Below are 11,069 nucleotides of genomic sequence, written 5' to 3'. Positions count from 1 at the left end.
CCACCGAGCCGACGGACAGGTCGATGCCGCCGGTGAGGATCACGAACGTCATGCCGACGGCGACCACGAGCAGGAAGGCGTTGTTGATGAACAGGTCGAGGATGACCTGCCCGGAGCCGAACGCCTCGTAGCTCGACGCGCCGAAGATGTAGGCGGCGATCAGCAGCGCGAGCGTCGCGAGGATCGGCAGGTGCCGCTGTTGCGGCCGGTAGCCCTTGACGCGGGCGAGCGTGGTCATGCCGTGACCTCCACCTTCTCCGGGGCGGGCGTGACGGCCGGCTTCCCCGGCCGGTGCGTCCGGCGGCGCCGGAGCTTCCGGCGGAAGGCCGGCGACTGCAGGAGGCACACGGCCAGCACGACCACGGACTTGACGAGCATGATCGACCCGGGCGGGATGCCGAGGGCGTAGATGGTGGTGGTGAGCGTCTGGATGAGCAGCGCGCCGATCACCGAGCCGCCGAGGGAGAACCGGCCGCCGGTCAGCTGGGTGCCGCCGACGACGACCGCGAGGATCGCGTCGAGCTCGATGAAGAGCCCGGCGTGGTTGGCGTCGGCGCTGCGCACGTTCGCGCTGATCATCAGCCCGGCGATGCCCGCGCACAGGGCACAGAAGACGTACACGAGCCAGGTCAGTCGGGCCGAGCGCAGGCCGGCCAGGCGGCTGGCTTCGGGATTGCCGCCGACGGCCTCGACCAGCAGGCCGAGCGCGGACCGGCGGACGAGCACCGACGCCAGCACGAACACCGCCAGCGCGATGAGGATGGCGCCGGGCAGGGTGAACAGGAACCCGCTGCCGATCCACTCGAAGGAGTGCGAGTTGACGGTGATGATCTGCCCGCCGCTGATCAGCTGCGCGACGCCCCGGCCGGCGACCATGAGGATCAGCGTGGCGATGATCGGCTGGATGCCCAGTGCCGCGACGAGCCAGCCGTTCCACACCCCGAGTACCAGCGAGAGGCCGAGCGCCAGGCCGAACGCGATCAGTGTGGTGCCGACGCCGTCCGGGTTGTCGCTGATCCACAGGCAGGCGAGCGCACCGCTGATCGCCACGACCGCGCCGACCGAGAGGTCGATGCCGCGGGTGGCGATCACCAGCGTCATGCCGATCGCGATGAGGATCAGCGGGGCGCCGTTCTTGAGGATGTCGACGAGGTTCCCGTAGAGGTGCCCGTCGCGCAGCTCGATCTTGAAGAACGACGGGCTCGCGATCAAGTCGCCCAGCAGCAGCACCAGCAGGGCCACCACGGGCCAGAAGAGCCGGTGTTTCGCCAAGCCTTTCAAGGCCGTCATGCCTGCACCCCCTCGGCCATGGTGGCCATGATGTCGTCCGCGGTGAGCGCCTGGTTTTCCCGCTCCGCCACGACTTTGCGGTCCCGCAGCACCACCACCCGGTGGCTCAGCCGCAGGACCTCTTCGAGTTCGGCGGAGATGAACACGACGGCCATGCCGTCGGCCGAGAGCTGGGTGACCAGCCGCTGGATCTCCGTCTTCGCGCCGATGTCGATGCCGCGCGTGGGCTCGTCGAGGATCAGCAGCCGCGGTTCGGTGATGAGCCAGCGGGCCAGCAGCACCTTCTGCTGGTTGCCGCCGGAAAGGTTGCCCACCAGCGCTTCGGGGTTGGCGGGCCGGATGTCGAGCGTCTTGATGTACTTCTCGGCGATTTCGTCCTGGCGGCGGCGGGACAGCGGCCGCGCCCAGCCGCGGGAGGCCTGCAGCGCCAGGACGATGTTCTCCCGGACGGTGAGCTCTTCGACCAGCCCTTCGGCCTTACGGTTCTCCGAGAGGAAGGCGATCTTGTGGTCGAGCCCGGCCCGCGGGGTGCGCAGCGAGGTCGTGGTGCCGTCGACCTTCACCGAGCCGCTGTCGGCGTGGTCGGCGCCGAAGAGCAGCCGGGCGAGTTCGGTGCGGCCGGAGCCGAGGAGGCCGGCCAGCCCGACGACCTCGCCGGCGTGGATGGCGAAGTCGAAGGGCGCGACCCCGCCCTTGCGGCCGAGGCCTTCGGCGGCCAGCAGCACCGGGGCGCCGGCGACCTCGGCCCGGCTGGGGCCGGAGTCCTCCAGGTCCTCGAGGACCTGGAGTTCCTTGCCGATCATCCTGGTGACCAGTTCGACCGGCGTGATGTCCGCGGTGCGGTACTCGCCGATCAGCTTTCCGTTGCGCAGCACGGTCATCCGGTCGGCGATGGCGAAGACCTGGTCGATGAAGTGGGACACGAACAGGATCGCCATACCGCTTTCGCGCAGGGACCGCACGACCTTGAGCAGCTGCTCGACCTCGCCGGCGTCCAAACTGGACGTCGGCTCGTCGAGGACGAGCACCCGCGCGTCGACGTCGAGCGCGCGGGCGATCGCGACCAGCTGCTGTACGGCGATGGAACAGGTGGACAACTCGGCCGAGACGTCCACGTGGACGTCCAGCCGGGCCAGGAGTTCCTCGGCCCGCCGCCGCATCGGGCCCCACTGGATGCGGCCGAAGCGGCGGGGTTCCCGGCCGAGGCAGACGTTCTCCGCCACGGACAGGTTCGGGCAGAGGTTGACCTCCTGGTAGACCGTGCTGATGCCGGCCTGCTGGGCCTCGCCGGGCCCGGTGAAGGCGACGTCGTCGCCGTTGAGTTCGATCGAGCCCGCGTCCACCCCGTACACCCCGGTGAGCACCTTGATGAGGGTGGACTTGCCGGCGCCGTTCTCGCCCATCAGGGCGTGGACTTCGCCGGGGTACATCCGGAAGTCGACCCCGTCGAGGGCGAGGACGCCGGGGAACTCCTTGCGGATACCGCTCATCCGCACCATGGGTTGCGGTTCAGGCATTTGGTGTGCTCCGGGGTGGACGCGGGTCGGGATCAGTACTGGCGCTGCGGCAGCGCGGCCTTGGCCGCCGCCTGGTCGAACTCGGTTTCCTTGGTCTCGATGCGGGCGGGCACCTGCTCGCCGGCGGCGACCTTCTTCACCAGGTCCATCAGCTGCGGGCCGAGCAGCGGGTTGCACTCGACGATGTGGTTGATCTTGCCGTCGGCCAGCGCCTGCATGCCGTCCTTCACGGCGTCCACCGAGACGATCTTGATGTCCTTGCCCGGGACCTTGCCCGCGGCTTCGATGGCCTCGATGGCGCCGAGGGCCATGTCGTCGTTGTGGGCGTAGAGGACGTCGATCTTCGGCTGGGACTTCAGGAAGGCCTCCATGACCTCCTTGCCCTTGGCGCGGGTGAACTCACCGGTCTGCGAGGCGACGATCTTGTACTTGGGGTCCGCCGCGATGACCTCCGCGAAGCCCTTCTTGCGGTCGTTCGCCGGCGCCGAGCCGGTGGTGCCCTGCAGCTCGACGATGTTCACGTCACCGGTGGCGCTGCCGTACTCCTTGGTCAGCCACTCCCCCGCCTTCTTGCCCTCGGCGACGAAGTCGGAGCCGAGGAAGGTCTTGTAGAGGGACTTGTCCGGCGAGTCGATCGCCCGGTCGGTGAGGATGACCGGGATGTTGGCCGTCTTGGCCTCCTTGAGGACGGTGTCCCAGCCGGACTCGACGACCGGCGAGAAGGCGATGACCTTGACCTTCTGCTGGATGTACGAGCGGATAGCGGAGATCTGGTTCTCCTGCTTCTGCTGCGCGTCGGAGAACTTGAGTTCGATCCCGGCGGTCTTCGCCGATTCCTGGATCGACTTCGTGTTCGCCGTCCGCCAGCCGCTCTCGGCGCCCACCTGGGCGAACCCGAGCGTGACGGCGCCACCGGACGAGTTGCCGGACGAACCGCCATTCCCGCAGGCGGTGAGCAGCACGAGTCCGGCCGCCGCGGCCGCCGCGGCGGCCCATCGCTTCTTCAGCACGTTCACTCCTCGATCGACGATGATCAGTGGGAAAACCTTTGTGGGGACTATCGGGGTAAAACTTCCGTGTTAGCGCTAACAATCCCTCGGGAACCACCGGTCCCCGCCGGCCGCCGCGCTAGCGCGGTCCGGTGCTCTCGCGCACGATCAACTCGGGGACGACCAGGGCGCGCGCGTGCCGGTCGCCTCCGTCCATCCGCCCGGCCAGCAGGCCGAACGTACGCCGTCCGACTTCGATGAAGTCCTGGCGCACCGTCGTCAGCGGCGGCGTGAAGTACGCCGCCTCGGGAACGTCGTCGAAACCCGCCACGCGCACGTCCCGCGGCACCGAGATGCCCGCTTCGGCGAACGCGCGCAGCAGGCCCAGTGCCATCTGGTCGTTGCCGGCGAAGACGGCGTCCAGATCCTTTTCCTTGGCGAGGGATCGCCCCGCCTCGTAACCCGACCGGGAGCTCCAGTCGCCGCGGATCACCTGCGGGGCCCCGACGCCGTGGCGTTCCAGGGTTTCCCGCCAGCCGAGCTCGCGGTCGCGGGCCTCCAGCCAGTCTTCCGGTCCGGCGATGTGCCACACCGTGCGGTGGCCCAGCGCCAGGAGGTGTTCGGTGGCGCGACGGGCGCCGTCGCGCTGGTCGACGGAGATGACCGGCACCGGTGCCGTCTCTCCGCCGCCGACCGCGACGACCGGGAAATCCGCGGGCGCCGCTTCCAGCGCCCGGCCCGCACTGACGTGCGGGGCGATCACGATGACGCCCTCGACCGCCTGGCGGCGCAGGTTCTCCACCGCGTCGGCGATCGACGACCGGCCAGGACGGCTGACACTGGAGATGGTGATCGCGTACCCGGCTTCCCGGGCGGCGTTCTCGATGCCGTACAGCGTGCTGGCCGGACCGTACAGATTGGATTCGAGCGCCACGACGCCGAGCGTGCCGGTCCGCCCGGTGACCAGCGCGCGGGCCGCGGAGTTGGGCCGGTAGCCCAGTTCCTCGATCGCCGCGAGCACCCGGGCACGGGTTTCGGGTCGCACCGGGCCGGTCCCGTTGATCACCCGGGAAACGGTCATGTGGGACACGCCCGCCACCCCCGCGACGTCGGTCAGGCTCGGCTGCCGCGTCCCGGCGTTGGTCGCCTTCACGGGGCCGCCGGAGCGGGGTCGTTCGGCCACCGGCGTCCCCTTCCGTCCGCTCCGACATGGTCTGCGTCACTGTTCCGGTGACGACGAGGAGTTAGTGTTAGCGATAACACCCACGGGGTCAAGACCGGGTCGCGTAACGGTCTAGTCACATGCCCTTCACACGGCTCCGACGACGAATTCGACGGCGCGACCTGCGCGGAGCGTCGTTTGAAATTCACCGCCCGTCAGCACCGCCCGGTGTTCAAGCCCATGTTCGCCGGTCTTGCGGGGCGTTTACCACAACCCTCCGGCGGACGATTCGAGGGCTCCGGGCCGACGGGTCAGAACGCCACGGTGGCGGCGACGGGCAGGTGATCGCTGCCGGTCGCGGACAACGTCCAAGCCGCCACCGGCCGCACGCCGGCGACGAAGATCTGGTCGATCCGGGCCAGGGGCAGCCCCGCGGGCCAGCTGAAGCCGAAACCGTCGCCGGCCTCGTCCTGAGCCGAGTGCATCCGCCCGGTGATCGGCGCGAGCGCGCGGTCGTCGGCGGTGCCGTTGAAATCGCCGACGAGGACGGTCCGCGGCGCGGATTCCGCGGCGAGGGCGTCGGCGAGCAGGCCCATCGCGGCGTCGCGGCCGTTCGCGGTGAACCCGGCGTCGAGGCGCACGCGCACCGAAGGCAGGTGCGCCACGAAGACCGTCACCGGGCCCCGCGGAGTGTCCACAGTGGTCTGCAGCGCCCGGGTCCACGGCATGATCGCCACCGGCCGGGTGGCACGCAGCGGGAAGGTGCTCCACACCCCGACGGTGCCCTGGACGGAGTGGTACGGGTAGCCCGCGGCGAGGGCGTCCTCGTACTTCGGGACCTCGGACTTCTTCAGCTCCTCGAGCGCGATCACCTGGGCGCCCGCGGCGGCCAGGGCGTGCGCGGTACCCGCCGGGTCCGGGTTTTCGTCGTTCACGTTGTGCGAGACGATCGTGAGGTCCCCGCCCTGTTCGCGCTTGTCGAAGAGCCTGCCGCCGAAGAGCCCGGCCCAGACCAGCGCCGGCAGCAGGAGGGCCACGAGGGCGAGCGCCGAGCGCCGGACCAGCGCCGCGGCCGGCAGCGGCACGACGAGCAGGCCGGTCCAGGGCAGGAACGTCTCCAGCAGGCTGCCGGCGTTGCCCGGCCAGTTGGGCACCAGCGGGTGCGCGAGCAGCAGCACCGCCGTCAGGACGGCGAAGGCGGCGATGACCCGGCCGCGGCGCCACGTTCCGGGCCGGCGCGCGGGGACGGGCGCCAGCGGGGTCGTCTCGGCCGTCGCGGTCATCGGGTGGCCGCCGGCAGCTCCCGCTGGATTGCGGCGATGAGCTTCTCGCTGTTCTCGAGCGCGGCCCGCAGCCCGGCCGCCGGGGTCCCGCCCGGGTTCTGGTGGAGGACGACGCCGAGGATCAGGGCACCGTCGCGGGCGCGGGCGGCCCACATCAGCGCCCCGCCGGCGGCGGTCGACGAGCCGGTCTTGAGCCCGATGACGCCGTCGCGGCCGAGGAGGGTGTTCGTGTTGACGACCGCGCCCGGCACGCCGTCGATCCGCAGGCTCGGGGTGGCGGCGATGGCGCGGATCACCGGGTTCTTCATCGCTTCGCGGGCCAGCCGGAGCTGGTCGGTGGCGGTGCTCGTGGTCGAGTCTTCGACGCCGCTGGCGCCGGTGTAGCGGGTGCTGGTCATACCGAGGGCGGCGGCCTCGCGGTTCATCTTCGCGACGAAGGCGTCCTGGCTGCCGGCGTCCCACCGCGCGAGCAGGCGGGCGACGTTGTTGCCGGAGGGCACGAGCATCAGGGCGAGCAGGTCGCGCTCGCTGAAGCGGCGCCCCGCCCGGACCGGCGCGCTCGATTCCTCGGCGGAGGTGGCCTCGGCGGCGGCCTGCTCGTCGACGGTGATCTCCGGCCCGGCCTCGCCGGGGCCGAGGGGGTGGTCCTTGAGCACGACGTAGGCGGTCATGACCTTGGTGACGCTGGCGATCGGCACGGGCCCCTGCTCACCGCGGCTGCCGAGCGACCCCAGGTTCTGCACTTCGCGCTGGACTGCCCTTCGGCGGGCCAAGGCAGCGAGAGGTCGACATCGGGCCGGGCGGCCAGCGCCCGCCCGGCGGTTTCGGGCGGGAAGACAACCCACCAGGCAGCGGCGAGCCCCACGGCCACAGCGGCGGCGATGCTCAGGGCCACGGGTGGGATGCGGGTGCGGGCCATCGGTCTCCTCCGGGTGCCGGGTGCGCCCGGTGAAGCGCACATCGGTCACTGTGTCCGGGGAAGATCGCCGCTTTGTCGGAGATGTTCGACAGGTGTGAACCAGAAATGTCCCGATCTTGTATCGGAGGAGATGCCCGGCTTCCGGGGCGAGGTGGGAGCTGCCCCGGGCCACGGCGCACGCAGGGGGCCGGAGCCGGGCTCGCCGGGGCGGGAGCTGCCCGCACGGCGGCCGCAAGGCCGGCCGGGTGGCGCGGGGCCGGGAGCGGCGGGCCGGCGCGGGGCGCGCAGGGCGGGCCAGACTCGACCGAGGTGGAGCAGAGGCGGGCAGGGAGCCGCCGGGGCCACGGCGCACGCAAGGCGGACTGGTCCCGGTCAGGTGGGGCGGACCGGGCGGGGGGCTGGGCCGCGGAGCAGGGGGGGGTGTCCCTATGTGGTTGTCAAGCCGCAGCGGGAACGGGAGCTGGTTCGGGGTGGCGGTAGTGGGTGCCGTTGCGCAGCATCGCGTAGAGAACGTCGCAGCGGCGGCGGGCCAGGCAGATCAGGGCGGCGTTGTGCTTCTTGCCCTCGGCTCGTTTGCGGTCGTAATAGGTCCTGCTGGTCGGATCGTGCAGTGCCGCGAACGCGGCCAGGAAGAACGCCCGTTTCAGCTTCCGGTTGCCGGTCCGGGCCGGATGCTCGCCCTTGATGCTGGTGCCAGAGCTGCGGGTGACCGGAGCGATGCCTGCGTAGGCGGCCAGATGCCCGGAGCTGGCGAAATTCGAGGCGTCACCGACCTCGAGCAAGATCCTTGCGGCGGTCCTGACGCCGATGCCGGGCATCGAAGTCAGGACCCCGGCAAGAGGGTGCGCATCGAGTATCCCCTCAACCTGCTCAGCGACGGCTTTGCGTTGCTGGAGAACCGTTTTCAGGCTGTCCGCCAGTCGCGGGAGCACGGTGTCCGCGGCAGCGGTGCCCGGAACGGTGACCGTCTGCTCGTTCAGGGCGACCATGATCGCGTCGACGAGTTTGTCGCCCATGCGGGGGGCGTGGACTTTCGCGATCGCGGTGAGTTTGCGGCGGCCGGCCTTGGCGATCCCGGTCGGCCCGCCGCAACGGGAGAGGATCTCCAGCACCGCGGGATGGCTGATCCGCGGTCCGACCGCCCGCTCGAGGGCGGGGTGGATGCCGGTGAGCAGACCGCGGATCCGGTTGGCGATGCGGGTGGCCTCGCCGGCCAGGTCGTCATCGAACCCGACCAGCACGTCCAGCTCGGCCAGGGCTTCGTCGCCGACGTCGACCGGGCGCAGTGTGTGCGGCAGCGAGCGGGCCGCGTCGGCGATGATGAACGCGTCCCGGGCGTCGGTTTTCGCCCGGCCGGGGTAGAGGTCGGCGATGCGGCGCATCGCCAGCCCGGGCAGGTAGGCCACCTGATGGCCGACCGCGCGGGCGACCGTGACCGGCAACGCCCCGATCGTGGCCGGCTGGTCCACCACGACCAGCAGCGGTCCGTGCTGGGCGAGCTTGGCGAACAAGGCCTTCAGCTTCGGTTCGCTGTTGGGCAGCGGCCCGTTATGCAGACGCTTGCCCGTCGGGTCGAGGCCGACCGCGTGATGGGCTTCCTTGCCGACATCCAGGCCGAGGAACACACCGAAAGTGCTGCTCATCCACCATGCCGTTCGGTCGTCGCGAGTGGTCACCTGGTTGGGCATCGAGCGCCGGCACCCACGTTACGACGAGACCTACCTGTTGGTGGCCGTGTCCCTATCAGCGGTCGGTCGATGCCACCAGGTCCGGTGACACCACCCCCCGGATCATGCGTGCGACTGGGGGCTTGAGTCATGCCGGGCCTGGTGACCACAACTCCCTGGTCGGGAGCCACGAAAAAGGTAACGGGGGACAGGGGCGGCGCCGGGCGGGACCGGCAGGTGCGGGGCGGGGCGGAACAGGCGGGGCGAAGTCACAACAGGCCGAGTCCCCAACCAACCCGGCGTCCACCGCGCCGGAGGGAGCTTCACCCTCACCACCCGCGAGGAAAGCCCCCTTCAGCCGACGCCGGCCGGTGCCCCGGCAGCCGTCCGGTCACGCCGCGGAGCGCTGGATGCAGTCGAGACCCAGGCCGAGCGGGGTCGCGAGGTACTGGCAAATGTGCGACGAATGCACCTGGTCCGTCTGCGTGCAGGCGACCGGGACTCCGAGCAGGTCCACCGAGCAGTACGCGTAGAACTGGGTCGCGCTGCCCGGCACCATGTCCGCCGAGGCCGGTGCGGCCGCGGCGACCACCGCGGAAACCGTGAGCGCAGCGGCCGTCGCCCAAGAAGCGATCCGGGTGTTCATCGTGCTCTCCTTCCGCCGAGCTTTCCCCTGCGCGCCAAGGAGTTCACCGGAGAATTCCCCGTCGAACACTTCTTCGGAGGCCATCGGTGTCCCCACGAAGCTCCGCCGTTTTCCTCGGCGCCGTCAGCATTTCCGCCGCCGTCGCGGTCACCGCCGGGCTCGGTGGACCGGCGCCCGCCCGCGCGGCCGGGGCGAATCTCTCCGCCGCCTTCGCGCAGACATCGGTCTGGACCAGTGGCTACGGCGGTGGCTACACCGTCACCAACCGCGGCGGCACCACCGCCACCGGCTGGACCGTCGAGTTCGACCTGCCCGCCGGCTCGGCCGTCAGCAGCTCGTGGAGCAGCGTCCGCACGCAGGCCGGGCAGCACTACCGGTTCACCAACGCCGGCTTCAACGCCACGATCGCGCCCGGCGGCACCGAGAACTTCGGCTTCACCGTCGCCGGCACCGGCCTCCCCACCGGCTGCACCGTCAACGGCCTCCCGTGCGACGGCGGCAGCCAGGCGACCACGACCCCGGCCACCACACCGGCCACGACGACCCCGGCCACCCCCACTCCCCCGCCCGCCGGTGACGTCGTCGACGTCTCGACGGCCGCGCAGCTGCAGGCCGCCCTGGCCAACGCCGCTCCCGGACAGGCGATCCGGCTCGCGGCGGGGACCTACCGCGGCTCGTTCGTCACCACCAAAGCCGGCACCGCGGACAAGCCGATCACCCTCTCCGGCCCGGCGAACGCCGTCCTGATCAACGACGGCCCGTCCGGCGACGCCCCCGACTGCCCGGCACCGACCGCCGGCTGGGGCTCCGGCTACGGCCTCTGGCTCGCGAGCGCGCCGTACTGGACGCTGCGCGGGTTCACCGTGCAGGACTCGAAGAAGGGCATCGTCGCGGACGACTCGCCGCACACCACCATCGACGGCGTCACCGTCCACCACATCGACGAAGAGGCCGTGCACTTCCGCCGCTCATCGGCCGACAGCGTGCTGAAGAACTCCACCATCACCTACACCGGCCTGGTGCAGCCCGGCTACGGCGAAGGCGTCTACCTCGGCTCGGCCGGCTCGAACCGGGGCTGCCACGGCAACTCCGGCGGCGTCGACCGCGGCGACCGGATCCAGGTGCTGGACAACCACATCGGCCCGTTCGTCGCCGCCGAACCGATCGACGTCAAGGAAGGCACGTTCGACGGCCTGATCCGGGGCAACACCTTCGACGGCCGCGGGATTTCCGGCCGGAATTCGGCGGACTCCTGGATCGACGTCAAGGGCATCAGCTACACGATCGAAGGCAACACGGGCACGTTCGCCCCGCCCGGCACGTTCGCCAACGGCTACGAGAACCACAACCCGAGCACCAGCCCGTCGTTCGACAACGGCTGCGGCAACGTGTGGCGCGGCAACAAGTCCGACCTCGGCGGGGTGGGCGCCTACGCGGTCAAGATCAGTTCGGTGTCCCAGTGCGCGGCCGACCCGAACGTCGTGTACGCGTCGAACACGGTCACGAACGCCCGTTCGGGACTGACGAACATCTCCGTCACGCCGTGAGAACAGCCCCGCGGCCTCACGGCACGATCGCGTCGACGTACCCGCCGTC

General features: G+C 70.8%; 9 protein-coding genes and 1 pseudogene. 1 reads left to right on the top strand and 9 read right to left on the bottom strand.

Translation table 11 applies throughout. The features are described from left to right. The 9 genes and pseudogenes from ACFVYA_RS47960 to ACFVYA_RS47920 all read right to left on the bottom strand — a co-directional run. Positions 1-238 (bottom strand): annotated as a pseudogene (locus ACFVYA_RS47960) (sugar ABC transporter permease YjfF); the annotation flags it as partial. Beyond that, positions 235-1,290, bottom strand: a complete 1,056-nt coding sequence (locus tag ACFVYA_RS47955; protein ID WP_387055075.1) for an ABC transporter permease — start codon at positions 1,288-1,290, stop codon at positions 235-237. The pseudogene ACFVYA_RS47960 and the gene ACFVYA_RS47955, both read right to left, overlap by 4 nt. Further along, on the bottom strand, positions 1,287-2,789 hold the full coding sequence (locus ACFVYA_RS47950; protein ID WP_387055079.1) for a sugar ABC transporter ATP-binding protein: 1,503 nt from the start codon (positions 2,787-2,789) through the stop codon (positions 1,287-1,289). The genes ACFVYA_RS47955 and ACFVYA_RS47950 overlap by 4 nt, the downstream gene beginning before the upstream one ends. A 50-nt stretch (positions 2,790-2,839) precedes the next feature. After that, positions 2,840-3,823, bottom strand: a complete 984-nt coding sequence (locus ACFVYA_RS47945) for an ABC transporter substrate-binding protein (RefSeq protein WP_387055073.1) — start codon at positions 3,821-3,823, stop codon at positions 2,840-2,842. A 112-nt stretch (positions 3,824-3,935) separates the two neighbouring features. After that, a complete protein-coding gene (locus ACFVYA_RS47940) occupies positions 3,936-4,979 on the bottom strand; it encodes a LacI family DNA-binding transcriptional regulator (RefSeq protein WP_285991459.1) in 1,044 nt (347 codons plus the stop codon). Positions 4,980-5,269: 290 nt separating this feature from the next. After that, positions 5,270-6,241 carry an endonuclease/exonuclease/phosphatase family protein gene (locus ACFVYA_RS47935; protein WP_387055070.1) on the bottom strand — a complete coding sequence of 324 codons (972 nt, stop codon included), beginning with the start codon at positions 6,239-6,241 and terminating at the stop codon, positions 5,270-5,272. Beyond that, a complete protein-coding gene (locus ACFVYA_RS47930) occupies positions 6,238-6,939 on the bottom strand; it encodes a D-alanyl-D-alanine carboxypeptidase family protein (RefSeq protein ID WP_387055068.1) in 702 nt (233 codons plus the stop codon). Before ACFVYA_RS47930 ends, ACFVYA_RS47935 begins: the two co-directional genes overlap by 4 nt. Positions 6,940-7,597: 658 nt before the next feature. Continuing rightward, entirely contained in the window at positions 7,598-8,803 is a 1,206-nt protein-coding gene (locus ACFVYA_RS47925; protein ID WP_387055077.1) for an IS110 family transposase, read from the bottom strand. A 415-nt stretch (positions 8,804-9,218) separates the two neighbouring features. After that, positions 9,219-9,473 carry a hypothetical protein gene (locus ACFVYA_RS47920; protein ID WP_387055066.1) on the bottom strand — a complete coding sequence of 85 codons (255 nt, stop codon included), beginning with the start codon at positions 9,471-9,473 and terminating at the stop codon, positions 9,219-9,221. An 86-nt stretch (positions 9,474-9,559) separates the two neighbouring features. On the opposite strand from ACFVYA_RS47920, the gene ACFVYA_RS47915 reads away from it, so the two are divergent. Further along, positions 9,560-11,020, top strand: a complete 1,461-nt coding sequence (locus ACFVYA_RS47915) for a cellulose binding domain-containing protein (protein WP_387055064.1) — start codon at positions 9,560-9,562, stop codon at positions 11,018-11,020. Positions 11,021-11,069: the final 49 nt, after the last annotated feature.

The organism is Amycolatopsis sp. NPDC058278, assembly GCF_042881395.1.
Classification (GTDB): Bacteria; Actinomycetota; Actinomycetes; order Mycobacteriales; family Pseudonocardiaceae; genus Amycolatopsis.
The sequence above is the reverse complement of the archived record's forward strand: the minus strand, read 5'-3'. Positions and strand labels throughout refer to the sequence as shown.